Here is a 24,466-nt window from a genome sequence, read left to right as displayed (position 1 = left end):
GTGTGCCGTGGGGGACCTCCTCCTGGTCCGCCACGGTGAGACGGAGTGGAGCGTGTCGGGCCAGCACACCAGCTGGACCGACCTGCCCCTCACCCAGCACGGCGAGGAACAGGCCAAGTCCCTCGCCCCGCTCCTCACCGACCGGACCTACGCACTGGCACTGTCCAGCCCGCTGGACCGCGCGGTACGCACCGCCGAACTGGCCGGTCTGACCGGGGTGGTACCCGACCCCGACCTGCACGAATGGGACTACGGGGGCTACGAGGGCATCACCACGGCGGAGATCCACCGCACCCGTCCCGACTGGTACCTGTGGACCGACGGCGTCCCACCGGGCCCCCAGGACCATCCCGGCGAGTCGCCGGAGCAGATCGGCGAGCGGGCCGACCGGGTGCTCAGGAAGATCGAGACGGCGCTGGCCTCCGGCACGGGTGACGTGGTCCTGGTGGCCCACGCCCACTTCCTGCGCGTGCTGACCGCCCGCCGCCTGGGGCTGCCGCCCGCCGAGGGCCGGCTGTTCCAGCTGGCGACCGGGACGGTCAGCCGGCTCTCCACCGAGCACGGGTGGCCCGTGATCGCCGAGTGGAACAAGCAGCCATAGGGAACCTCGCCACGGCCCGCCGGTGACAACCGGCGGGCCGTTTCGCCGTGTTGGCCCCCGACAGCCGTCATGCCTGTTTCTATGGCCCATTTCCTAACCCCTTGTCGAAAGTCCCGCGAAGCCCATAGCCTGACGCCGCGCCGGTGCCGTCGTACGCCCCGGCCCGACCGCCACGGGATGGGAGGGGCAGCCGCGTGAAGCGCACGTCGCGTGACATCCGCACCGCGAACCGCTACGAGGTGCTGCGCCAGATCATCGCCCGGTCCCCCACCTCCCGGCAGACGCTGGCGGCCGCCACCGGACTGAGCGTCGCCACGGTCGCCACCCTCGTCGGGGAGCTGCTCGACCTCCGGATGATCACCGAGGTCGGCTTCGAGGACTCGGCCGGCGGCCGGCCCCGCGGCCTTGTCGCCGTCAACTGCGCGGGCGGCGCGCTGATCGGTGTCGACATGGCGGAGACGTACGTCCGGGTGGAGCTGTTCGACCTGGGGCTGAACGTGCTGGCCCGCGCGGTGGAGGACATGCGCCCCGGGCAGAGCCGCCCCGAGCAGGCGGTCGGCCAGGTGGCCACGGCCGTCGGGTCGGTGGTGGCGCAGGCCGGCGTCGAGGGCGCGCGGGTGCTGGGCGTCGGGGTGAGCGTGCCGGGGCAGGTGGACCGGGCCACCGGCATCGCCGAGTACGCGCCCAACTGGGACTGGCACGACGTGCCGTTGCTCGACCTGCTCGCCGAGCACGTCGCCTACCCGCTGCACCTGGACAACCCGCTGCGGGCGTGTGCGGTGGCCGAGCAGTGGTTCGGGGCGGCGCGCGGGCGCGGGGACGCCGTGGTGGTGAACCTCGGCACGGGCGTCGGCGCCGGGCTGGTGCTCGGGGGCGGGCTGTACCGGGGCGTGAGCAACAGCGCCGGGGAGTGGGGTCATACGACGCTCGTCCTGGACGGGCGGCCGTGCCACTGCGGCAACCACGGCTGCGTCGAGACGTACGTCGGCGCCCCCGGCATCATGCTGAACCTGCGCGAGCGGAGCCCGGAGAGCCCGCTGCTGCACCCCGGGGACCAGACGGCCACGGTCGACGCGCTGGCCGACGGGGTGGCCGCGGGCGATCCGGTGGCCGTCGAGGTGGTCCGCGACACCGCCCGTTACCTGGGCGCGGGCATCGCGGACCTGGTGAACCTGTACAACCCCGAAGTGGTCGTGCTCAGCAGCTGGGTCGCCCGGAGGCTGGGCACCCCCCTGCTCGACGAGGTGCGCGAGGCCGTCCGGCGGCACGCGCTCGGGCGGCCGTTCGCCGCCACCGAGATCGTCCTCTCCCCCATCCCCACCGACCCGGTCTGCCTGGGCGCGGCCACGTTCGCCCTGGAGGGCGCCCTGCTGGCGGTGGGGCAGCGGACCGCCAGACGCACCATCACCACCGCACGGAGCCGTACCGCGCCACCTTCATGACGACGGAAGGATGCACGTGTCCCACCTTCACCGCAGGAGATCGGTCCTCCTGACGGCCGCGGCCGCACTGGCCGTCGCCGGACCCCTGGTATCCGCCCCGCCCACCTCGGCTGCCACCGCCGGCGCACCCGCCGCCGAGGTCTCCCCGCACGCCGCGCAGACCATCGACGACATCGGCGCCTCGGGCGCCTGGTGGGTCAACGACCTCCAGCACTTCTCCCCCAAGGTGCAGGCCCGGGTGGCGAAGCTGCTCTTCTCCAAGCAGGGCCTGGACCTCAGCTCGTACCGCTACAACATCGGCGGGGGCGGGGCCGCGGTCACCACCCCGGCCCGGGTGGCCGAGGACTTCCTGACCTCCGACGGCTCCTACGACTGGAGCAGGGACAAGGGAGGCCGGACGTTCCTCGGGTACGCGGCGAAGTACGGCGTCGAGGACCTGATCGGCTTCGTCAACAGCGCCCCCGCCCGGTGGACCACCAACGGGCAGAGCTGTGGCGGCCGGCTGAAGCCCGAGGACGAGACGGCTTACGCCAAGTACATCGCCGACGTCACGGACCACTTCTCCCGCCAGGGCGTGGAACTGGACTACATCAGCCCCTTCAACGAGCCGGACGACGACTTCGGTTCGTGCGGCCAGGAGGGCATGCAGGTCACGGTCGACCAGCGCGACGACATCGTGCGGGCGCTCGGCGCCGAGCAGCGGGCCCGGCACCAGAGGACGACGGTCATCGCGGACGAGTCGAGCCAGACCACCCAGTTCGTCTCCGAGCTCCCGCAGTGGATCTCGCAGCCCGGCACCGCGCAGTACGTGTCCGCGCTCGCCCACCACACGTACAACAACCCCAGCGACGGCCAGCTCGGCAACGTCTACGAGACGTCGAGGGCGGTCGGCCAGAAGTCCTGGGCCAGCGAGATCTGCTGCTTCGGCAAGGGCTCGACGGGCTGGAACCAGGAGTACGACCCGTCCATCGACAACGCCCTGCTGATGTCCCGGATCATCTACAAGGACTTCGCGAGCGCCCACGACTCCGCCTTCCAGTGGTGGGTGGCGCTGGCCGGCGGCTACGGCACCGACCCGTACGCGAAGAACGACGTCGGCTGGAACGACGGCCTGATCTACTACGACCCCGACTACGCGACGAACGGCAACCAGACGCTGTACTTCACCAAGCGGTACTACGCGCTCGGCCAGTACAGCAAGTTCGTGAGACCGGGCTCGGTCGCACACAACGTGACCGGGGCGCCGGACGGGGTCGAGGTGTCGGCGTACGACAGCGGCGGCAAGTGGGTGGTCGTGGTCAACAACCAGAACGCCACCGACACCCCGGTGAGTCTGCACTTCAACAACGCGGCACCGGTGAAGGCCAGGCAGGCGGTGCGCACGTCGGCCACCGAGGACTGGGCGGACGTGGCGAAGCCGTCGGTGGCCGCGGGGACGGTCTCGGCCACCCTCGCCGCCCGCTCGATCACGACGTACGTCCTCGACCAGAAGGGCCGCGGCAGTTCGGCCGTCACCGGCGCACTGGCGGGTCGGCAGTCCGGCAAGTGCCTGACGGCGGACGCCTCCGGGGCCGCGATCGCCACCTGCACGGGCGCGGCGGACCAGTCCTGGTCGTACGACGGGAAGGGCACCCTGAAGGGCCCGAACGGCTATCTGACGGCCTCCGGTTCCGGCCTGACGGCCACCGCGGACCCGACCGGTGACGCGAGCCGGCGGTGGCTGCTGAACGCCAACGGGCAGATCCTCGGCGAGGCGTCCGGCAAATGCCTCGACGTCAGCGGGCAGGCCACCGCCGACGGCAGCAAAGTGATCCTCTACAGCTGCAACAGCGGCGCCAACGAGGCCTGGACCAGGCGGTAACCGCACGCCTCGGCACCGACCGAGGGCCGCCGGGCACTCCCTGACCCGGTGGCCCTCAACTCGCTTTTCCTTCGGCCCTGTTCGTCATCCCGAACCGGGTGCAACGTTTCACGCAGACTTCGTCCAACCTCTTGCCGAAGCATTAGCCGAAGGTTAACGTCCCGCTCCGCGACGCATTTTCAGCCATCTGGTCTCCGAGGTCCCACGGGCCGTAGAGGCACCGCCGCACTCGACAGACAAGGACGTCAGCATGTCGGCACTCAGCAACACCAACTGGTCCCGCCGGTCTCTCTTCCGCGCGGCCGCGGGCATGGCCGCCGCCGGCACGCTGGCCGCGTGCGGCGGCAACAACGGACGGAGCGGCGGCTCCGGTTCGGGCGAGCAGCTCACGCAGATGTACCACGCCTACGGCGAGGCGGGCGTGGAGCAGGCGCTGAAGCGGTATGCCTCCGGCTACAAGAGCGCGAACGTGACCACCCAGTGGATCACCAGCTCCGACTACGAGAGCAAGCTCTTCGCGACGCTGCTCACCAAGAGCGCGCCGGACGTGTTCGAGTTCCACCCGCAGATCCAGCTGGTGAAGAGCGGCCAGGTCGCGGACCTGAGCGACCTCATCGACCCCGTCAAGGACGACTTCAACCCGGCCGACATCAAGTCGCACACGGTCGACGGCAAGATCTACGGCATCAGGATGATCGACGACCCGCAGTTCTTCTTCTACCGGCCCTCGCTCTTCGAGAAGGCCGGTGTCAAGGTCCCGGAGACCCTCGACGAGCTGATCGAGGCCGCCGCCAAGCTCACCACCAGCAAGATGAAGGGCGTCTTCCTCGGCAACGACCTGCACTCGATCATCAGCCCGCTGATCTGGTCCGCGGGCGCCGACACCCTCGACGACAAGAACCAGATCGCCTATCACACGCCCGGCGTCGCCGAGGGCCTGAAGAAGTTGCGCAAGCTGTTCACCAGCGGCGACCTGCTGCTCGGCGCCCCGACCGACTACTGGGACCCGTCCTCGCTCAACCAGGGCCTGTGTGCCATCCAGTTCTGCGGTATGTGGGCGATGCCTCAGTTCCAGAAGGTGCTCGGCGACGACCTCGGGATCTTCCCCTTCCCGAAGACGGTCGACTCCGGCAAGCAGTCCGTCTACAACGGCGGCTGGTCGATGTTCGTCAACGCCAAGGGCGACAACGTGGACGCGGCCAAGGAGTACGTCAAGTGGCTGTGGATCGACCAGAAGAAGGACCAGGAGGATTTCGCGACCTCGTACGGCTTCCACATCCCGCCGCGCACCTCGATCGCCGCGTCGGCCACGAAGCTCAAGTCCGGTCTGCCCGCGGAGGGCGTGAAGCTCTTCAACGAGTTCGGCCACTTCGACAACATCGGCTGGACCCAGGCGATGATCCAGGCGTCGTGGGACGTCCTGTCCAACTGCGTCCGCAAGGCCGGTGACCCGGAGCAGGCCCTCGACCAGTGCGACAAGACCGTCAACCGTGAGCTGAAGAAGCTCTTCGGATAAGTCGCGGACGGGCCCGGACCATGTCGACGACCACCACGCGCGACCTCGCGAACCCCGCCCCGGCGAAGGCCAGTCCGGCCAAGCCGCGGCGGGGCCTGCGGGGCAGCCGCACGCTCAACTTCTGGCTCTTCATCAGCCCCTTCCTGATCGGGCTGATCGTCTTCGTCTACGTGCCGATCGGCTGGAGCCTCTACCTCAGCTTCTTCGACGCACGCTTCACCGTCACACCGGACAAGTTCGTCGGCTTCGACAACTACACCTACATGCTGACGGACCCCAAGTTCACGGGGTCGCTCGTCACCTTCACCGTGTTCGCCGCGTTCATCGTGCCGACCACCTGGGGGGTGTCGCTGGGCCTCGCACTGCTGGTGGACCGGATCCGGTTCATGCGGGCGTTCTTCCGGTCGGTGTTCTTCCTGCCGACGGCGTGCAGCTACGTCGCCGCCTCGCTGATATGGAAGATGTCCCTCTTCAGCGGTGTCCGCTTCGGCCTGCTGAACACGGTCCTCGGCTGGTTCGGCATCGACAGCGTGGCCTGGCTGGCCTCGCCGAGTCCGCCCTGGTACTGGCTCGTCATCGTCACGCTCCGGCTGTGGCTGCAGTCCGGTTTCTACATGATCCTGTTCCTGGCGGCCCTGCAGAACATCCCGGGCGAGCTGTACGAGGCAGCCGCCATCGACGGTGCCAAGCGGGGCTGGCAGACCTTCCGGTACATCACGCTGCCCCAGCTGCGAGCCACCTCGACGGCCGTGGTCCTGCTGCTGCTCATCGCCGCGTACCAGGCCTTCGACGAGTTCTACAACCTGCTCGACAAGACCACCTGGGGCCGGCCGCCGCTGGTCGAGCTGTACGCCACTGCCCTGGGCACGTCCCAGGACTACGGCGCCGGCAGCGCGGGAGCCGTCGTCCTGACCCTGCTGATCATCATCGTCACCCTGTTCCAGGGCAAGATCATGGGCTTCGGAAGGGGGGAGGAGTCCAAGTGACCACCACCACGCCCGGCACACGCAAGTCCGCGCCCTCGAAGGGCCGGCGCGGCGGACTGCTCGGCAACACCGGCCTGTGGATCGCCACCGGTGTCGCCACCTTCCTCTTCCTCGTCCCGTTCTACGTCCTGGTCCGCAACTCCCTCACCACGGACGCCGCCATCACGGGGCCGAGCTGGCAGTTCTTCCCCACGCACCTCCAGTGGGGCAACATCAAGGAGCTGTTCGACGACCCACAGGTCGACTTCGCCCGCTCCATGTGGAACTCGCTGGTCGTCGCCGTCTCCATGACGGTCGGCATCCTGCTGGTGTGCTCGCTGGCCGGCTACGCCCTGGCCCGTATCCCCTACCAGCACGCCAACAAGATCTTCTACCTCGTCCTGGGCACCCTGATGGTGCCGACCTCGGTGACCTTCGTACCCAGCTTCGTGCTGGTCTCCTCGCTCGGCTGGGTGGACACCTACCGCGGTCTGATCATCCCGGGCCTGTTCAGTGGTTTCACCTGCTTCCTGTTCCGGCAGTACTTCCTGGGGTTCCCCAAGGAACTGGAGGAGGCGGCACGCGTGGACGGGCTCGGCTACTGGGGTTCGTACTGGCGTGTCGTCGTACCCAACTCGCTGAACTTCTTCGCGGCGATCGCCACCATCACCTTCATCGGCGCCTGGAACGCCTTCCTGTGGCCGCTGGTCATCGGCCAGGATCCGGGAGCGTGGACCGTCCAGGTGGTGCTCTCGTCGTACATGACCAACCAGACCGTCGTCTTCCACACGATCTTCATGGCCACCGCCATCTCCATCCTGCCCCTGGTGTTCGTGTTCCTCTTCCTCCAGCGCTGGCTGGTCCAGGGGATCGCGCAGACCGGCATCAAGGGCTGACCCTCCTCGAAAGACCTGGAGACCGATGTCTTTGCGCACCACCACCGACTACGTCGAGGACGTCTCGCCGGGCTCCGGGGCCCTGCCGCCCCGTGCCTGGTACCCGGCGTCGGACGCCGCGGCCCTCTCCCTGAACGGCAGTTGGCGGTTCCGGCTGTCGCCGACGGCGGACGCGGAGGACGCCTCGTTCGCCGCGCCGGGGTACGACGCCGGCGGCTGGGCGGAGGTGTCGGTCCCTGGGCACTGGGTGCTCCAGGGGCACGGCGCGCCGATCTACACGAACCACCTCTACCCGTTCCCGGTCGACCCGCCGAGGGTCCCGACCGAGAACCCCACCGGTGACCACCTGCGGTTCTTCGACCTGCCCGCGGGCTGGGACCCGGCGGAGGGCGAAACGGTGCTGCGCTTCGACGGCGTCGAGTCCTGCGCCCGGGTGTGGCTGAACGGCACGGAGATCGGCGAGTTCAAGGGCTCCCGGCTGCCGCACGAGTTCGCCGTCGGCCAGCTGCTGAAGCCGGCCGGCAACGTGCTGGCCGTGCGCGTGCACCAGTGGTCCGCGGGCTCGTACCTGGAGGACCAGGACCAGTGGTGGCTGCCCGGCATCTTCCGGGACGTGACCCTCCTGCACCGCCCGGCGGGCAGCGTCCGCGACTTCTTCGTGCACGCCTCCTACGACCACGTCGCCGGCGCGGGCACCCTGCGCGTCGACTCCGACGTGGCCGGCAGGGTGACCGTCCCGGAGCTGGGCGTCGACGTCGCCACCGGCGAGCCGGTCACCGTCCCGGTCGAGGCGTGGACGGCCGAGACCCCGAGGCTGTACGACGGGGTGCTGGCCACCGAGGGCGAGCGGGTGCCGTTGCGGATCGGCTTCCGGACCGTCGTCGTCGAGGACGGGCTGGTCAAGGTCAACGGCAGGGCGGTCCTCTTCAAGGGCGTCAACCGGCACGAGTGGCACCCCCGCAACGGCCGCGCCCTCGACGCGGAGACCATGCGCGCGGACGTGCTGCTGATGAAACGGCACAACATCAACGCCGTCCGCACCTCCCACTACCCGCCGCACCCGGCCTTCCTCGACCTGTGCGACGAGTACGGCCTGTGGGTGATCGACGAGTGCGACCTGGAGACCCACGGCTTCACCGAGCAGGCCTGGCGGGACAACCCGGTCGACGACGACCGCTGGACCCCGGCCCTGCTGGACCGGGCGGCCCGGATGGTCGAGCGGGACAAGAACCACCCCTCGGTGGTGATCTGGTCCCTGGGCAACGAGGCCGGCACCGGGCGGGGCCTGACCGCGATGGCCGAGTGGATCCACGGCCGGGACGCGTCACGGCTCGTGCACTACGAGGGTGACATCGACTGCCGGGACACGGACGTCTACTCACGGATGTACGCCGACCACGCCGAGGTGGAGCGGATCGGCCGCAGGCTGGACGGCGGTACCCACCGGCGTCGGCAACTGCCCTTCATCCTCTGCGAGTACGGGCACGCGATGGGCAACGGCCCCGGTGGCCTCGCCGACTACCAGCGGATCTTCGAGTCCTACGACCGGCTCCAGGGCGGCTTCATCTGGGAGTGGATCGACCACGGCATCGAGGACGAGCGGTACGGCTACGCGTACGGCGGCGACTTCGGCGAGGAGCTGCACGACGGGAACTTCGTCTGCGACGGGCTGGTCTTCCCGGACCGGGAGCCCTCCCCCGGTCTGGTGGAGTACAAGAAGGTGATCGAACCCGTCCGCATCGAGGGCGACGGCGGCAACGGGACCGTGCACGTCACCAACGCGTACGACTTCGCCGATCTGTCCGCGCTGGACTTCGAGTGGTCGTACCAGGTCGGCGGTGAGACCGTGGCGTCGGGCTCGCTGACCGTACCGGCCCTGGCGGCGGGTGGGTCGGCGGAGGTGAAGCTGCCGGAGCCGCCGGTCGCCGCCGGCAGCGGCGAGACGCAGTGGACGGTGCGGGCGGTGCTGGCGGCGGACGCCGGCTGGGGACCGCGGGGGCACGTGGTCGCCTGGGGCCGGTTCCCGGTCTCGGGGCGGCAGTCGCCGTCCTTCGCCGCGTCCGCAGGCCCGGTGGTGTCCGGCGACGGGTCGGTCAGTCTCGGCCCGGCCGTCTTCGACGCGCGCAGCGGCGCGCTGCGGAGCATCGGCTCGGTGGCGGTGACCGGACTGCGGCTGGACGTGTGGCGGGCGACGACCGACAACGACGACGGTGCCGCGTGGCAGAGCGACCTCCGGTACGGCGCGCTGTGGCGGAAGTTCGGTCTGCACCGGATGCGGCACCGCCTGGACGCGGTGGAGCCGTCCGCCGAGGCGCTGACCGTGCGCACCCGGGTGGCGCCCGCCGCCTGGGAGTTCGGGCTGGCGACCGTGTACCGGTGGACCACCGACGGCAGCCGGCTCCGGCTCACCGTCTCCGTGACCCCCGACGGCGACTGGACGGTGCCGCTGCCCCGGCTCGGCGTCCGCTTCGGACTGCCGGCGGCGGACCGTGTGCGGTGGTTCGGCGGCGGCCCGGGCGAGGCGTACCCGGACACCAGGGCGGCCTCGCTGGTGGGCCGTTGGCAGTCCACGGTGGACGAGATGCAGACGCCGTATCTCCGTCCGCAGGAGAACGGGGCCCGCGCGGACGTCCGTTGGGCGGAGCTCGGCGGACTGCGCATCGAGGGCGACCCGGAGTTCTGGTTCACGGCCCGGCGCTGGACCACCGAACAGCTGGACGCGGCCGCTCACCGCAGTGATCTCATCCCGGGTGACACGGTGTGGGTCAACCTGGACCACGGCCAGCACGGCATCGGCTCTCAGTCCTGCGGGCCCGGTGTCCTGCCGCCGTACCAGCTCCACGCCGGACCCGCCGAGTTCTCCTTCGTGTTCTCGGACATCGGCTGATCCGGCGCACGCTCACCCTCCGTGGCCCGGTCCGCAGCGGTACAGGGTGTAGGCCGAGACGCGCACCGGCGCGCAGTGGCCGACGGCCCAGCGGACCAGGGCCCGGCCCGGGGTCCGCGCGCCCCGGGCGCGGCGGGTGAGGTCGTCCGCGGAGAGCACGACGTAGCGCAGCCGTCCGGTGTCGATCAGGTGGTGGAAGGTCCCGGGCGCCGGGTACGGCACATGGGCGGTGAAGCCGCCGAGCGGGAGGATGGCGGCGTTGTCCGAGAGGATGTACGGCGCCGCCATCTGCCAGCGGGGTACGGCGGCCAGGTAGCGGGCGCCGTCGCGGTGGGCGGTGAGGTAGGCGAGAACGTGCCGCTGGGCCGGGTCCAGGGCGGCGACACCGTTGCGGGTGACGGTGCTGCCGGGGCCGATCCGGCCGAACCCGCCGGGCTGGTTGTAGCGCAGGGAGGTCGCGGAGGCGGACCAGACCGTGGGGACGACCAGGACGGCGGCGAGGGCGACGGCCAGGGCGGCCCGGCGCGGACGTGACCCGCCGGCGGCGAAGAGGACCAGCGCCGGCAGGGCGAGGACCGCGGCGACACCGACCGACCAGGTGAAGAAGCGCGGGTAGTACAGGGTGAGGGCCGCGCACCAGCCGACGTTGACGGCGAGGACCGCGCCCAGCACGCTGCGGTGCCGCACCCGGGTCACGGCCGTCGCGGCCAGGGCCGACAGGCCGACCGCCACCACGCCCATGTAGTAGGTGTGTCCGGTCACGCTGCCGAAGCTGAAGACCAGGAAGAACGTCACGAGCCAGATGCCCCACAGCAGGTACCCGGCCAGGAAGGGGTCGGTGCGCGGCGGGCGGCGGCGCCACAGGCCGTACAGCCCGGCGGCCAGGCCCAGCGCCGCCAGCGGGTACAGCCAGCCCGTCTGGCTGGCCAGTCCGGGGCTGAACATCTTCCAGACGCTCTCCCCCATCCCGGCCGAGGCCCTGCCGTGCGCCCGGTCGGTGACGATGCTCCCGGTGCCGGCCGCGTCGACGCCCAGCGCCTGGAAGCGGGTCAGGAAGTTGTAGCCGACGACCAGGGCGACCGGCGAGTTGTCGGTGGTGCCGTCGAGATAGGGGCGGGCGGCGGCCGGGGTGAGGCCGGCGGCCAGCATCCAGGACAGGGACACCGCCAGCATGACCGCCCCGGACACGGCGAGGTCCCGCAGGCGGCGGCGCAGCGTGGCCGGAGCGGCCACCAGGTAGGTGGTGGTCAGCGCGGGCAGCACCGCCCACGCCTCCAGCATCTTGCACTGGAAGGCCACCCCGACCCAGACACCCGCCAGCACGAGGGTGCGTAGCCGCGCACGGGCGGTGGCCCGCTGGGTGGCCTCGGCGGCCAGCAGCAACAGCAGGACGAACGGCGCGTCCTCGGTGACCGAACGGCCGAGGCCCGCGGTCACCGGGGTGAGCGTGAGGAAGACCGCGGCCAGCAGCCCGGCCGGGACGCCGGCCCAGCGGCGTACCACCACGTGGAGCAGGACCACCGAGGCCACGCCCTCCAGGGCCTGCGGGACCACCAGGGACCACGGGTGGAAGCCGAGGACCAGCGCCGACAGGGCCTGCGGCCACAGGAAGCCGGGCAGCTTGTCCAGGGTGATGGAGTTGCCCGGGTCGAAGGAGCCGTAGAGGAAGGCGACCGGGTTGTCGGTCATGCTGCGGACCGCGCTCGCGTAGAAGGTGTGGTAGGCGCTGTGCCAGATGCCCCAGAAGTCGAGCAGCGCGGCGACGGCGGCGATGCCGGCGAGGATCGGGCGCTCGTAGCGCCGGGTGCGGCTCCGCGCCGGGTCCGGCGGGGGCGGCGGCTCCTCGGCACGTTCGAGGGGCTCGGCGCTGACAGGGCTCGGCATCGCGGACGGCCTCCAGGACTCCCGGTGTCCAGGGCTTCCGGAACGCCCTGGATTGCTCCGGCCTGTAGGACGACCGGATTCCGGTGAACGTCACGTCCGGGCTGTCAAGGAACATTCAGGATGTTCGTGAGTATCGGTCATGGAGGTTGTAAGAATCCTGAGTCCTGCCCGTGTCTCACCGCCGGGCGTGCTGGGCGGCGAGGCGTACCGGGGCGTTCTGGGCGCCGTACCCGCGATATCCGGGATCCCGTTCGACCAGTTCGAAGAAGACCCGGCCGACCGTCCGCGTGTAGCAGTGCCGGAAGACACCGCCCGCGTCCCGGTCGTAGAGGATGCCGAGGTCGCGGTACGTGTCCAGCTCACCGTCGGCGAGCTCGTACCGGGCGGCGAGGTCGTCGTGGTAGTTGGCGGGGACGGGCAGCAGGCCGCCGCCGGCCGCCCGGAGGGCGCGGGCGGCGGCGACCACGTCCGGGACGGCCAGGGCGATGTGCTGGGCGTGCAGGGTGTCGTCGGCCGGGGCGGCGCCGACCCCGAGGACGATCCGGACGGTGCCGTCGGCGTTGGTGACGGCGCGGGAGCGCAGCAGCCCGTAGGGGTCGGCGACGTCGACGCTCTCCTCGGGGTGCAGGCCGAGGACGCTGCGGTGGAAGAGGGTCGCCTCGTCGTACTGGTGCCAGGGCTGGGTGAGCGCGAGGTGGTCGATGCGCGCCCCGGCCGCCCCCGGTTCGTGCGGTACGGCGGTGAAGTCGGCGCGCCAGTCCGCACGTTCCGGATCACGGCCGGCGGCGCAGAAGAACAGTTCGGTGCCGTCGGGGGCGGCGACCGCGTCGAGCGGAGTGTCCTGCGGGGCGCGGCGGCGGGGCAGCACGGGGGCGAGCAGCGCCTCGGCCCGTCGGGCGGCGGCCCGTGGGTCGGGGGACTCCAGGCCGATCGCGGCCAGGCCGGTGCCGTCGCGGCGGGCGACGGGACCGGTGTTGACCAGGATCCGGGCCTCGCCCTGCTCCCACAGGTCGACGGGCTTGCTCCGGTGACGCGCGGTCCGGGCGAAGCCGAGAGCACCGAGCAGCGCCGCGACCGGCTCGGCGTCCGGCGTGACCAGTTCGGCGAAGGCGACTCCGGTCGGCACGACCGGCGCGGGCAGCTCACCTGCACCTACCGCCTCTTGCAGCACCAGCAGCGAACGGTGCGCGTCGACGGCGGTCGGTCCGGCCTCGGCCTGCCGGAAGACGTCGTTGAAGACCTCGAGGGAGAGCGGCCCGTCGTACCCGGTGCGCAGCACGTGCCGCACCAGCCCGGCGACGTCGAACCCGCCCTGCCCGGGGAAGCACCGGTGGTGCCGGCTCCACTGGAGCACGTCCATCGCAAGCAATGGGGCGTCGGCCAACTGCAGGAAGAAGATCTTCTCGCCGGGTATCTCCTCGATGCCCTTCGGATCGGACCCCCGCGAGAGGATGTGGAAGCTGTCGAGACACGTCCCGAGCGCGGGGTGCCCTGCCGCCTCGACGATCCGCCAGGCGCGGTCGTACGTACTGACGTGCCGCCCCCAGGCGAGCGCCTCGTAGGCGACGCGGACGCCTGACTGCTGTGCGAGCGTGGCCAGTTCGGAGAGCTGCTCGGCTGCGAGATCGTCGTCGTCGATCGCGAACGGAGAGACCGAGGAACAGACGAGGACCGTGTCGGCGCCCAGCTCCCGCATGAGCTCGAACTTGTGCCGGGCGCGTCGCAGATTGCGTGCGAACTCGTCGTCGGGGACGGCTTCGACGTCCCGCATGGGCTGGTAGAGATCGACGGTCAGCCCGAGATCGGCGCACCGGGTCCGTATCTCGCGGGGAGACAGCGGGCTGGCGAGCAGGTCGTTCTCGAAGATCTCGACCCCGTCGAACCCGGCCCGGGCGGCCGCGGTGAGCTTCTCGGTGAGAGATCCACTGAGCGAGACGGTAGCGATGGAAGTACGCATTGCCTTTGTCCTTGAGGAGGGGGCGGCGTCCCTGTTTTCAGGGGCGCGGGGAACGGCGCGACCAGCCACGGACAACCCGCGGCGATCACACGGCATTGCGCTCCACGGACCCGGCCAACTCCGCGATGTCGGCCAGCATCCGCCCGCTGTCCGCCTCCCTCCCCGTGAACAGCCGAAAGGCGTCCACGGCCTGGAACACCGCCATCCCGCCCCCGTCGAGCACGGCACATCCCAACGCCCTTGCGGTACGGACAAGTTCGGTCTCCAGCGGCCGGTACACCACCTCGGCCACCCACAACCCGGGGCGCAACAACTCCGCAGGCAAGGGCAGCCCCGGATGCGCGGCCATCCCCGTGGGCGTCGCGTGCACGAGCCCGTCGGCGCCCGCAAGCAGCTGCGGCAACCGGTCCGGCGTCGCGGCGACCGCGCGCCCCGCGCCGAAGTGCCGGTTCAGCGAGCCCGCTAGATCGACGGCCCGGTCGGCGAGCGCGTCCACCAGGGTGACCCGCTCCGCCCCCAACGTGAGCGTCGCATGCGCCACCGCGGCCCCCGCGCCCCCGGCACCGAGCTGCACGACGCTCTCCAGCGAAGCGTCCCGCAGCCCGCGTGCGAACGACGCCGCGAACCCGGTCACGTCCGTGTTGTGGCCGACGGTCCTCCCGTCGGCCTCGAACACCACCGTGTTGACCGCGCCGAGCGCCTCGGCCTGTGGGGAGAGGGCGTCCAGATGCTCGATGACCAGCTGCTTGCAGGGGTGCGTGATGTTCAGCCCGTCGAAGCCGAGATCACGCGTCGCCCGCACCAGCTCTCCCACGCCCTCCGGCGGGACGCCGACCACGTCGATGTCGATCAGCCGGTACACGTACCGCAGTCCCTGCCGGTCGGCCTCGCGCTCGTGCAGGGCAGGGCTGAGCGACGGGCCGACACCGGCACCGATCAGTCCGACGAGATACGAGTCCTTGGCCACGTGGCCCTCCAGAGCGGCGACACGAACAGCTAATGTACGAACTAGTACGTTAGCTATAACACCGGCGACCGCCACGGGGGAAGACCTCGCCTGCAACACCTCCCGTTCGGGCTTCTAGAATCTCCGCACCGGACTCCCCCGTGAAGGAACCCGACAGGAACCCGAAGGAACCCGATGACCAGCGTCGACGAACCGGCACAGACCAACGGGCGGCTCCGTGACGCCGCCCGCACCCGGGCCGAGATCCTCGACGTGGCCACCCAGGAGTTCGCCCGGGCCGGCTACGACGGGGCCCGCGTCGACGAGATCGCGGCCCGCACCCGCACCACGAAGCGGATGATCTACTACTACTTCGGCGGCAAGGAGCAGCTGTTCACGGCGGTCCTGGAGCGCGCGTACGGCGTGATCCGCGAGGCCGAGCAGCAGCTGGACGTCGAGCACCTGGACCCGGTCGCGGCGATCCGCCGGCTCGCCGAGCTGACCTTCGACCACCACGAGCAGCACCCGGACTTCATCCGGCTGGTCAGCATCGAGAACATCCACGGCGCCGAGCACATCGCGGCCTCCGAGAAGCTCGGCAGGATCGGCTCCCCGGCCCTGGAGGTGATCCGCCGGATCCTGGCCGCCGGGCAGGAGTCGGGCCTGTTCACGGCGGACGTGGACGCCGTCGACCTGCACGCGATGATCAGCTCCTTCTGCTTCTTCCGGGTGGCGAACCGGGCGACCTTCGGCGCCCTCTTCGGCCGCGACCTGGTGGACCCCGCGCGGCGCGCGCGTTATCGGGCCATGCTCGGCGACATGGTGATCGCCTACCTCACCGCGGAGCGCGCGGCGGACTGACCGCGCCGGACGGCGGAAACCGGGTGGGGACCGTACGGCACCGGCACGACCTCTTGACACCGGGGAAACGCGAGCGCAACATCCGTACCCATCGCGACTAACTATCCAGTGGGTTAATTAGCACTCGGCCCCCTGGTGCGCCGTCCCCGTCATCCCTGGGAACCGGCCTTCTCCCCCGCCGCTCACTCCGCCCACGCCGGAGTCCCCCGAAGGAGCACCGCCGTGTCCGTCCCCGCCCAGCCCGCCGCCACCGCCGAACCGCCCGATGGCCAGCCGAGAAAGGCCGCCCTGGCCGCCTGGATCGGCAGCGCCCTGGAGTACTACGACTTCTTCATCTACGGCAGCGCGGCCGCGCTGATCTTCCCCAAGGTCTTCTTCGACGAGTCGGACCCGGCCAACGCCACCCTGCTGTCGCTGGCCACGTTCGGGGTGGCGTACGCGGCCCGCCCGGTCGGCGCCCTGTTCCTCGGGCACTTCGGGGACCGGGTCGGCCGCAAGAAGATCATGGTCTTCACGCTGCTGCTGATGGGCCTGTCGACGTTCCTGATCGGCTGCCTGCCGACCCGCGCCCAGGTGGGCGGCCTCGCGCCGGTGCTGCTGGTGCTGTGCCGGGTGCTGCAGGGCATCTCGGCGGCCGGCGAGCAGGCCGGCGCGAGTTCCATGAGCCTCGAACACGCGCCGCCGGACCGGCGCGGCTTCTTCACCAGCTTCACGCTCGGCGGCACCCAGGGCGGTCAGCTGATCGCCACCCTGGTCTTCATCGCGGTCTCCCAACTGCCCGAGGAGCAACTGATGTCCTGGGGCTGGCGGGTGCCGTTCTGGCTGAGTGTCCTGGTGGCCGTGGTCGGCTGGTTCATCCGGCGCAGGCTCCAGGAGACCCCGGCCTTCGCCGAGCAGGCGGCGACCGAGGGTGTCGTACGGCTGCCGCTGGTGACGCTGCTGCGGTACCACTGGGCGGACGTGCTGCGGGTGGTCGGGGGCGCGCTGATCGCCTCGGTGAGCACCATCTTCACGGTATGGGCGCTGGCGTACGCGACGAGCGACTCGGTCGGGATGTCGAAGACGTCGATGCTGTGGGTGGGTGCGCTGGCGAACCTGGTGGCGCTGGGCGCGATCCCGGCGTGGGCGACGCTGTCGGACCGGATCGGCCGGCGGCCGGTGTACCTGGTGGGCGCGGTGGGCAGCGCGGTGGCGATGTCCGGCTACCTGTGGGCGATCTCCACCGGTTCGTACCCGCTGGTCATGCTGCTCGGGATCGTCGCCTTCGGTGTCGTCTACAGCGCGGCGAACGGGGTCTGGCCGTCCTTCTACGGCGAGATGTTCCCGACCCGGGTGCGGCTGTCGGGCATGGCGATCGGTACCCAGATCGGGTTCGCGGTGGCCGGGTTCGCGGTGACCTTCGCGGCGCGGATAGCGGGTCCGGGCGGCGACGACTGGGCGGCGGTGGCGCTGTTCACGGCCGCGCTGTGCGTACCGCCGGTGATCGCCGCGCTGTCCGCCCGCGAGACCCACACGGTGGCGACCGAGGACCTCGGGTCCCGCACCGCCCGCGAGGCGTCCCGGCCGAAGACCGTGACGGCCTGAGCCCCCGCCGGGCAGCGGGCAGTCGTCCGCCCGGGCCTCCGGTGCCCGGGCGGACCGTCGCCGTTCCTCCGAAGGAGATTTGGTCCCGCGCCGTTCACACCCTGGACATGCGCGACGACCTGCGGGGATGCCGTGCGGTGCGACCGTGGGGCGCAGGCGGCACCGTGTCCGACATCCTTGAGCAACGGCGGGGAACCGATGAACCCGAGCACAGCTGACCGTCCCGAACAGACCGTCGCCCAAGGCGACGCCGACACCGCAGCCGGAGCCCGGCCGCTCCTGGACGCCCCGCAGAACGCCGCGGCGGGCGCCGCGATGTGGATCTTCGTGGTCGGCCCGCTGATCTGCCTGGTCGTCGCGGTGCCACTGCTGTGGGGGCGGGGCCTGTCGGCACTGGACGTCACCATGGCCGTGATCGCCTACCTCGTGTCCGGCTTCGGCCTCACGGTCGGCTACCACCGCCTCTTCACGCACCGCTCGTTCAAGGCGAAGCGGGGGCTGCGCATCGCGCTGGCCGTCGCGGGCTCGCTGGGGGTCGAGGGCTCGCCCGTGCAGTGGGTGGCGAACCACCGGCGCCACCACGCCTTCGCCGACCGCGAGGGCGACCCGCACTCGCCCTGGCGCTTCGGGACCGACACGCGCGCGCTGCTCAAGGGGCTGCTCCACGCGCACATCGGCTGGATGCTCAAGCGCGAGCTGAGCAACCGGGCCAGGTTCGCGCCCGACATCGACGCCGACCGCGACCTGCGGGTCGTCGGCCGGCTCTTCGGGCCGCTGACCGTCGCCTCGCTGCTGGCCCCCGCGCTGGTCGGCGGGCTGGTCACCGGCACCTGGGCCGGTGCGCTGACCGGGTTCTTCTGGGCCGGCGTGATGCGGATGGCCCTGCTGCACCACGTCACCTGGTCGGTGAACTCGGTCTGCCACGTCGCGGGCAGGCGCCCGTTCGCCAGCCGCGACAAGGCCACCAACTTCTGGCCGCTGGCCCTGCTGTCCTTCGGCGAGAGCTGGCACAACTCCCATCACGCCGACCCCACCGGCGCGCGCCACGGTGTGCTGCCGGGCCAGCTCGACCCGTCGGCACGGCTGATCCGGATCTTCGAGAAGCTCGGCTGGGCCTACGACGTCCGCTGGCCGACCGCCGACCGCCTCACCGCCCGGCTGCTCCCCGAGCCGGCCGGTCACCAGGAGTCGGCGGCCTGACCCCCCTCGGTCGGCGCGTGTCTCACCCGGACACCAGCAGCTGCGTCCACTCCCTCGCCACGCGCTCCAGCGAGAACCCCTCCCGTACCTGCTCGCGGGCCGCCGCCCCGGCGGACTGCCAGTCGTCCTGTTCGGCGAGTCCGGCGACGGCGTCGGCCATCGCCTGCGGGGTGTCGTGGATCCAGCGCCGGTCGTAGATCTCGTCCGCGCCGGGCCAGGGCAGCAGCGCGGGGACGGCGCCGGAGGCCATGCCCTCGGCCGGGGAGAGGTGGAAGCTCTCGTCGTCGCTGGTGGACAGGACGTGGCCGACGCGGCGCAGCCAGTTGGGGACGTCGGGGCCGAACTCGTCGAAGACGACGGCCCCTTCGAGCAACGGTGAGGTCTGCATGCGGCGCAGGACCGCGTCGTAGTGCGCGCGCTCCTCGGGCTTGTTCCAGATCCACCAGTACTCCCACGGCGGCTTGGACTTGACCGAGAGGTGCCAGCGCCGGTCGCGGGCGCGGAGTGCTTCGAGGACGTCGAGGCCGAGGTCGAGGCGCTTGCGGCTGGGGGCGATGCCGATCATGCCGAGGCGGTGGCGGGCGCCGGGTGCCTTGGGCCGGTCGAGCTGGTCGACGTCGACCCAGTTGCCGATCGTGGTGATCTTCGCGGCGGGCCAGCCGGTGCGGTCCCGGGTGGCGCGGGCGTAGTAGGGGCTGACGCACACCACCCGGTCGACGGCGTCGACGTCGACCTGGCGCGGGTATCCGGCGTCGAGTTCGAAGCGGTGCAGGCGCACGATCAGCCGGCTGCCGCGCCGCTTGTGGCGGCTGTACCAGATGGCCGCCGGCCCGCACCACTCGACGACCACCACGTCGGCCCAGGCCGCGAGTTCGCGGCTGGCGGCCGCGTCGTGCCGGGCGAGCGCGGGCCAGGCGTCGATCCGGACGTCGAGGCCGGGCAGCGCACCGAGGTGGTCGAGGAGGCGGGTGAGGAACTTCAGGTCGTGGCCGGCGACCCCGACCCGCAGCGGGCGCGCCCGGCCGGTGACGGCGGCGGGTGCGGCGGGGAAGGCACGGTCGAGGTGGCCGCGCCAGCGGGCCGCCGCCGCCTCCATGGTGTACTCCCGGGCGGCCGCGGCGCACCGGTCGGCGGCGAGGTGCCGGGCCGCGGTGTCGCGTACGGCGAGGGACACGGCGTCCGCCGCGTCCGCGAGGGTGGCGGAGCCCGGTACGAACAGGGGGTAGTCGGCGCCGAGCAGGGCCTCGTGGGCGGGGGTCCGGTTGAGTACGACGGGCAGGCCGAGAGACCCGAACTCCAGCACCTTGGTGGAGAGTTCGAGGCTGGCGTCGAGGGAGGCGTGACGCCAGCCGAGGCCGAGGTCGCAGTCGGCGGCCAGGCGCATCGCCTCATCGCGCGGCACGCCGCCGTGGTGGACGACCTCGGGGGTGGTGCGCAGCGCCTCGGCCATGGCGGTGTCGAAGCCGGGGTGCCCCGGATCCGTGTGGATCTTGTCGCCGACGGTGTGCAGTTCGGTCCTGATCCCGCGTTCGGCGAGCATCGCGGGCAGCCGCGTCATGGGCAGGGTGTTCCAGCGGGGTGCGAACTTGCCGGTGTAGACGAGGCGTACGGGACCGTGCAGGCCGCTCCGGTCCGGCACCGGGAAGCCGGGCTCGGGCACCGCGGGTGGGCAGAGCACGGACCGGCCGCAGGCCTCCGGCACCCAGGCCTCCAGGAAGCAGCGCAACTCCTCCGTCTGACACAGGAGCTGACGGGAGGCGGCGGCGATGCGGGCGAGGTCCGCGCGGGCCTCCTCGGTCATGTCGGCCGGGGACTGCGGGATGTCGGTGAGGTAGGCCCAGATCCGGCCGTCGAACGCGCCGTCGCCGACGATCTGCTTCACCAGCCGGCGGCCGCGCAGCACCAGCAGGTCGCAGGGCTCCTCGGCGTCCAGCCGGGCGAGCAGCTGCGAGGCCTGGAAGGGCGAGAGCGGGTGCGCGCCCTGACCGGGGACGAGGTGTTCCTCGTACGGCCGCACCACGGTGACGCCGGGCAGGCCCGCGAGGGGGTCGGTCAGCCTGCCCGTCTCGACGGGGGCCTTGAGGACGAGGCGGGTCCGGCAGCCGGCACGGGACAGGGCCTGGACCGTCGACTGGGCCCAGACGGCGGAGCCGTCGATGAGGTTCAGGTCCACGTCGCCGTAGACGAGCGCCCTGAGGGTGCGGGTCATGACGGTTCCTTTCCACGCACGGCGAACAGGCGGTGCCCGGCCCGCGACCAGGTGTCCGGCGGGGTGCCGGTGTCGAGGAGGGACCGGCGCACGAGCAGCGGCTTCAGAGCCGGTACGAAGGCGTAGTCGTCGGCGGCGGGGGTGTGGCCCACCGCGTCGGCGCCCGAGAACTCCTGGGCGCAGAGCAGGTCGAGGAGGAGGGTGTCCGGGCGGTCCTCGGTCAGGTCCGTCCAGTCGGCGACCCAGGGTGCGGTGGGCGGTCCGGCGTGCACGGCGACCGAGGCGGCGGTGAGTTCGTCGAGGGCGAGGCCCGCCGGGTCGGCGACGACCACCTCGGCCGGCCGGTGCAGCTGGCCGAGCGCCTGGGCGACGAGCCGGGCCACGTCGGTGGCGTCGCGGGGCGCGGCGAGGACGGCGATCCGGCGTTCGGCGAGCGGGTCGGGACCGCCGATGAGGGCGGCGAGCCGGGCCAGCCGGATGCGGGTGCTGTCCTGGAGGAAGACGTCCCGGAGCCGGTCCCGGCCGTCGGTGACCGGGTCGAGGCGGAACAGCGCCGTCCCGGTGTCGCCGTCGAGGACGGTGTCCCAGGGCAGCAGGGACAGGCCGGGGGCGGACGACGCCGGGCCGTCCCGCCACAGCACCGCGGTGCGGCCCAGCCCCCTTGCCTGTGCGACCAGTTCGGCCAGGCGCCGGTCCAGGTCGGGGGCGAGTCCGGTGCCGGTGAGCGACCAGGGCCCTTCCTGGGCCGCGCACGCGCTCAGCTGGACGAGGAAGACGTCCGGGTCGGTGCGCTCGACCAGCAGCCGGCCGTCGTGCGGCAGCACCCGGCTGACCACGGCGTCCGCCGCGAAGTCCCGGGCGGTGCCGTCGGTGAGCACGCCGGTGATCACCAGCCGGTCGCGGGGCGCCACGGACAGGGCGCGGTGGGCGAGGTGGAAGCGGTCGTCGGCCTGCGGCTCCGGCGCGGGGGCGACGGTCGCGGGCCGCGGGCCGGCCGGGCGGCCGCCCTTGGCCTTCCGCTGCCGCCACAGCCCGTACAGCTCGCCGGGCAGCTGGGCCGCGCGGCGCTTCGGCGACCGGGCCGCGGACACCAGGGCCTTGCCGACCCGCAGCGAGGTGGAGCCCTCCAGCATGGCCACCCGGGCCTCCAGGACGCCGGTCCGCTCCCGGGCCCGGCGCAGCGCGGAGGAGAGCTGGTCCTTGTCCCGGAGCGCGGCGGCGAGCCGTTCGGCGAGGCCGTCCTCGCGGGCGTTCTCCAGCGCGCGGGCGGTGTCCTCGGCGGCCCGCTCCAGGTCGATCAGGCGGGCCCGCTGGGAGCGGGAGACGAAGTCGGCGAGGACGTACTCGTCGGCGATCCTGAGGGCGGTGGCGAAGCCGTCGGCCGGCAGCGGGTGGCCGAACCAGTCGTGCGGCGGCAGGAGTTCCTCGGTGCACGCGAACACCGCGCCGGAGTGCAGGTGGGTGTAGCCGAGCGCGGCCGCGTGCAGCACCTGGCAGCGGTGTGCCACCAGGGAGTCGAGGAGCCGGTGGTAGGGCAGGTCGGTGCCGGGGTGGCCGAAGACGATCAGGCCGCGGCCGCCGGGCCGCATCCGTTCCAGTGCGGCGAGGCAGTCCGCCTCGGCGCCGTGCAGGGCGAGGTCGGGGCCGTAGCAGAGGAGCATCAGCTCCCCTTCGCCGACGGGTTCCTGGTGCCGCCGCAGCTCGACGCCGGGCGGCAGGTGCAGATAGGGGTCCAGACGCAGGCCGCCGCTCGTCGCGTCCACGACCGAGGTCACGTCGTCCAGGTGCGGGTGGAGCAGATCGGTCAGGCGCATCAGCGGGTCCTTGTGAAGACATGGAAGCCGACCCGGTTCTCACGGAAGCCGTAGGGCCGGAAGAGGGTGTGGCGCAGGCCCAGGGGATCGAGTTCCCTGCGGTAGGCGGCGATCGGCCGGTGCACGATGTAGTCGCCGCGCGGTACGGGTTCGTCGGTGTTCTCGTCGGTGACGATCAGCCGGCCGGTGATCCGGACGAGTGAGGCGAGGTTGCGCAGGCTCGCCGCCCACTGGGCGTCGTCCAGGAGGTGGAAGAGGACGTCCACGCACAGCACCACGTCGTAGAGCCAGGGGCTGCGCCACTCGTCGAGGCCTGCCACGGCGTAGCGGGGGCCGCCGCCCTCGGTCCGGGCGTGGGCGACGGCCGTCCCGCTGGCGTCGAAGGCGTCGACGTGGTGGCCGCAGCGGGCCAGCGAGCGGGCGAAGTGCCCCTTGCCGCAGCCCGCGTCGAGGACGAAGAGCGGGGCGGCGGGGCTGGCCAGGTCGCCGATCAGGGTGAGGAGCTGGCCGAGCCGGATCGCGTAGAAGATCTCGTTGCCGGGCCGGTCCAGGCCGATGTGGCCGCCGGAGGCGAGGTCGTCGCGTTCGCGGTGCCGGGTGTCCCAGTAGGTGAGGGGGGCTTCGGCGCAGGTGCGGGTGGCGTCGGTCATGGCGCTCCAGCCACTCGGTGGTCGTGGCGTTCCAGCCACTCGGTGAGCACGCGGGCGATCCGGGGACCGGCCTTGCCGTCCCACAGCGGTGGTCCCTCGGGGCCGGCGGCCGGCTGCCCGTCGAGGACCTTGCGCAGGGCGGGCACCAGTTCGCCGTGCCTCACCAGGCGGTTGGTGCCGTGGGTCACGGTGACCGGGCGTTCGGTCGTGGTGCGCAGCGTCAGGCAGGGCACGCCGAGCACGGTGGTCTCCTCCTGGACACCGCCCGAGTCGGTGATCACGGCGGCGGCACCGCGGACCAGGCCCATGAACTCGACGTAGCCGAGCGGTTCGAGGAGGTGGATGCCGGGCGCGTCGGCGAGGCCCGCCCTGCGCAGCGCCTCGCGGCCGCGCGGGTGCAGGGGCACGGCGAGGTCCAGGTGGCCGGCGGCCTCGGTGAGGGCGCGGGCGGCGGCCGCGGCGGCCTCGGGGTCGTCGACGTTGGCCGGGCGGTGCAGGGTGACCACGCCGTACCGTTCGGGCAGCGCGTGGGCGGCGCGGGCGGCGGCCGGGTCGAAATGCTCCAGATGGGTGAGCAGGGTGTCGATCATGGGGTTGCCCACGAAGTGCACCCGGCCCGGGTCGACGCCCTCGCGGGCGAGGTGGCCGACGGCTTCCGGGCTGGTGACGAAGAGCAGCTCGGCGAGCTGGTCGACCAGGCGCCGGTTGACCTCCTCCGGCATCGCCATGTCGAAGCTGCGCAGGCCTGCCTCGACATGGGCGACCGGGATGCCGAGCTTGGCGGCGACGAGGGCCGCGGCCAGGGTGGAGTTCACGTCGCCGTAGACGACGACGAGGGCCGGGGCGTGGGCCGGCAGCTCGGCCTCGAGGGCCACCAGCAGGTCGGCGGTCTGCCGGGCGTGGCTGCCGGAGCCGACGCCGAGGTCGGTGTCCGGGGCGGGCAGACCCAGCTCCCGGAAGAAGACGTGCGACATCCGTTCGTCGTAGTGCTGACCGGTGTGCACCAGGACCTGGTCGTGCCCGGTCGCGCGCAGGGCGGCGACCACGGGCGCGGCCTTCACGAAGTTCGGCCTGGTCCCTACGACATGGAGTACGCGGCCGTTCATGTCGTACGTTCTCCGCTCTGTCGGCCTACCTTGGCGACATGGCCCGACGTCCGTCCCGGCACCAGCCGCGTCGTATCCCCCGTGCAA

The 24,466-nt window shown here is 71.9% G+C and carries 17 protein-coding genes; 10 read left to right on the top strand and 7 right to left on the bottom strand.

The window, feature by feature from the left end; genetic code table 11:
- Window positions 1-7 precede the first annotated feature (7 nt).
- The 7 genes from AB0472_RS34340 to AB0472_RS34310 all read left to right on the top strand — a co-directional run bounded on the left by AB0472_RS34340 (window position 8) and on the right by AB0472_RS34310 (window position 10,168).
- Entirely contained in the window at window positions 8-601 is a 594-nt protein-coding gene (locus AB0472_RS34340) for a histidine phosphatase family protein (RefSeq protein WP_366362353.1), read from the top strand.
- 194 nt (window positions 602-795) lie between these two features.
- Window positions 796-2,043, top strand: a complete 1,248-nt coding sequence (locus AB0472_RS34335) for an ROK family protein (protein ID WP_366362351.1) — start codon at window positions 796-798, stop codon at window positions 2,041-2,043.
- 10 nt (window positions 2,044-2,053) lie between these two features.
- Entirely contained in the window at window positions 2,054-3,904 is a 1,851-nt protein-coding gene (locus tag AB0472_RS34330) for a glycoside hydrolase (protein WP_366362349.1), read from the top strand.
- A 250-nt stretch (window positions 3,905-4,154) separates the two neighbouring features.
- Window positions 4,155-5,420 carry a sugar ABC transporter substrate-binding protein gene (locus AB0472_RS34325; protein ID WP_366362347.1) on the top strand — a complete coding sequence of 422 codons (1,266 nt, stop codon included), beginning with the start codon at window positions 4,155-4,157 and terminating at the stop codon, window positions 5,418-5,420.
- 20 nt (window positions 5,421-5,440) lie between these two features.
- A complete protein-coding gene (locus AB0472_RS34320; protein ID WP_366362345.1) occupies window positions 5,441-6,406 on the top strand; it encodes a sugar ABC transporter permease in 966 nt (321 codons plus the stop codon).
- The gene (locus AB0472_RS34315) at window positions 6,403-7,281 is read left to right on the top strand and encodes a carbohydrate ABC transporter permease (protein WP_366362344.1); all 879 of its coding nucleotides are present in this window, start codon (window positions 6,403-6,405) and stop codon (window positions 7,279-7,281) included. Before AB0472_RS34320 ends, AB0472_RS34315 begins: the two co-directional genes overlap by 4 nt.
- A gap of 25 nt (window positions 7,282-7,306) precedes the next feature.
- A complete protein-coding gene (locus AB0472_RS34310; protein WP_366362342.1) occupies window positions 7,307-10,168 on the top strand; it encodes a glycoside hydrolase family 2 TIM barrel-domain containing protein in 2,862 nt (953 codons plus the stop codon).
- A gap of 12 nt (window positions 10,169-10,180) precedes the next feature.
- Here the strand turns inward: AB0472_RS34310 and AB0472_RS34305 are convergent, their stop codons facing one another.
- The 3 genes from AB0472_RS34305 to AB0472_RS34295 all read right to left on the bottom strand — a co-directional run bounded on the left by AB0472_RS34305 (window position 10,181) and on the right by AB0472_RS34295 (window position 14,976).
- Window positions 10,181-12,052 (bottom strand): glycosyltransferase family 39 protein, encoded by a 1,872-nt coding sequence (locus tag AB0472_RS34305; RefSeq protein ID WP_366362340.1) that lies wholly within the window; start codon window positions 12,050-12,052, stop codon window positions 10,181-10,183.
- Window positions 12,053-12,227: 175 nt separating this feature from the next.
- Window positions 12,228-14,009 carry a TIM barrel protein gene (locus AB0472_RS34300; protein ID WP_366362338.1) on the bottom strand — a complete coding sequence of 594 codons (1,782 nt, stop codon included), beginning with the start codon at window positions 14,007-14,009 and terminating at the stop codon, window positions 12,228-12,230.
- Window positions 14,010-14,094: 85 nt separating this feature from the next.
- A complete protein-coding gene (locus tag AB0472_RS34295; protein WP_366362336.1) occupies window positions 14,095-14,976 on the bottom strand; it encodes a shikimate dehydrogenase in 882 nt (293 codons plus the stop codon).
- Between the two features lie 174 nt (window positions 14,977-15,150).
- Here AB0472_RS34295 and AB0472_RS34290 point away from each other — a divergent pair, with 174 nt between their 5' ends.
- The 3 genes from AB0472_RS34290 to AB0472_RS34280 all read left to right on the top strand — a co-directional run bounded on the left by AB0472_RS34290 (window position 15,151) and on the right by AB0472_RS34280 (window position 18,600).
- Entirely contained in the window at window positions 15,151-15,816 is a 666-nt protein-coding gene (locus tag AB0472_RS34290) for a TetR/AcrR family transcriptional regulator (protein ID WP_366362334.1), read from the top strand.
- 222 nt (window positions 15,817-16,038) lie between these two features.
- Window positions 16,039-17,400, top strand: a complete 1,362-nt coding sequence (locus tag AB0472_RS34285; RefSeq protein ID WP_366362332.1) for an MFS transporter — start codon at window positions 16,039-16,041, stop codon at window positions 17,398-17,400.
- 198 nt (window positions 17,401-17,598) lie between these two features.
- Entirely contained in the window at window positions 17,599-18,600 is a 1,002-nt protein-coding gene (locus tag AB0472_RS34280) for a fatty acid desaturase (RefSeq protein ID WP_366362330.1), read from the top strand.
- Between the two features lie 22 nt (window positions 18,601-18,622).
- Here AB0472_RS34280 and AB0472_RS34275 read toward each other — a convergent pair whose 3' ends face one another.
- Genes AB0472_RS34275 through wecB form a run of 4 tightly spaced genes read right to left on the bottom strand, consistent with a single transcriptional unit; the run spans window position 18,623 to window position 24,379 of the window.
- A complete protein-coding gene (locus AB0472_RS34275; protein ID WP_366362328.1) occupies window positions 18,623-20,809 on the bottom strand; it encodes a glycosyltransferase in 2,187 nt (728 codons plus the stop codon).
- Window positions 20,806-22,623 carry a hypothetical protein gene (locus tag AB0472_RS34270; protein WP_366362326.1) on the bottom strand — a complete coding sequence of 606 codons (1,818 nt, stop codon included), beginning with the start codon at window positions 22,621-22,623 and terminating at the stop codon, window positions 20,806-20,808. The genes AB0472_RS34275 and AB0472_RS34270 overlap by 4 nt, the downstream gene beginning before the upstream one ends.
- A complete protein-coding gene (locus AB0472_RS34265; protein WP_366362324.1) occupies window positions 22,623-23,273 on the bottom strand; it encodes a methyltransferase domain-containing protein in 651 nt (216 codons plus the stop codon). The genes AB0472_RS34270 and AB0472_RS34265 overlap by 1 nt, the downstream gene beginning before the upstream one ends.
- A complete protein-coding gene (wecB, locus tag AB0472_RS34260; protein WP_366362322.1) occupies window positions 23,270-24,379 on the bottom strand; it encodes a UDP-N-acetylglucosamine 2-epimerase (non-hydrolyzing) in 1,110 nt (369 codons plus the stop codon). Before wecB ends, AB0472_RS34265 begins: the two co-directional genes overlap by 4 nt.
- Window positions 24,380-24,466 lie beyond the last annotated feature (87 nt).

The sequence above is a fragment of the Streptomyces sp. NPDC086777 genome, assembly GCF_040702065.1.
In the GTDB taxonomy this organism is placed as follows: Bacteria; Actinomycetota; Actinomycetes; order Streptomycetales; family Streptomycetaceae; genus Streptomyces.
This window is presented reverse-complemented; position numbering and strand designations above follow the sequence as displayed.

Excerpts from the sequence above, each read along its gene's own strand:
- AB0472_RS34330 (WP_366362349.1), top strand. The coding sequence starts at position 2,054 with ATGCACGTGTCCCACCTTCACCGCAGGAGATCGGTCCTCCTGACGGCC.
- AB0472_RS34310 (WP_366362342.1), top strand. The coding sequence starts at position 7,307 with ATGTCTTTGCGCACCACCACCGACTACGTCGAGGACGTCTCGCCGGGC.
- AB0472_RS34300 (WP_366362338.1), bottom strand. The coding sequence starts at position 14,009 with ATGCGTACTTCCATCGCTACCGTCTCGCTCAGTGGATCTCTCACCGAG.
- AB0472_RS34275 (WP_366362328.1), bottom strand. The coding sequence starts at position 20,809 with ATGACCCGCACCCTCAGGGCGCTCGTCTACGGCGACGTGGACCTGAAC.
- AB0472_RS34320 (WP_366362345.1), top strand. The coding sequence starts at position 5,441 with ATGTCGACGACCACCACGCGCGACCTCGCGAACCCCGCCCCGGCGAAG.
- AB0472_RS34290 (WP_366362334.1), top strand. The coding sequence starts at position 15,151 with ATGACCAGCGTCGACGAACCGGCACAGACCAACGGGCGGCTCCGTGAC.
- AB0472_RS34270 (WP_366362326.1), bottom strand. The coding sequence starts at position 22,623 with ATGCGCCTGACCGATCTGCTCCACCCGCACCTGGACGACGTGACCTCG.
- AB0472_RS34280 (WP_366362330.1), top strand. The coding sequence starts at position 17,599 with ATGAACCCGAGCACAGCTGACCGTCCCGAACAGACCGTCGCCCAAGGC.
- wecB (WP_366362322.1), bottom strand. The coding sequence starts at position 24,379 with ATGAACGGCCGCGTACTCCATGTCGTAGGGACCAGGCCGAACTTCGTG.
- AB0472_RS34305 (WP_366362340.1), bottom strand. The coding sequence starts at position 12,052 with ATGCCGAGCCCTGTCAGCGCCGAGCCCCTCGAACGTGCCGAGGAGCCG.
- AB0472_RS34325 (WP_366362347.1), top strand. The coding sequence starts at position 4,155 with ATGTCGGCACTCAGCAACACCAACTGGTCCCGCCGGTCTCTCTTCCGC.
- AB0472_RS34265 (WP_366362324.1), bottom strand. The coding sequence starts at position 23,273 with ATGACCGACGCCACCCGCACCTGCGCCGAAGCCCCCCTCACCTACTGG.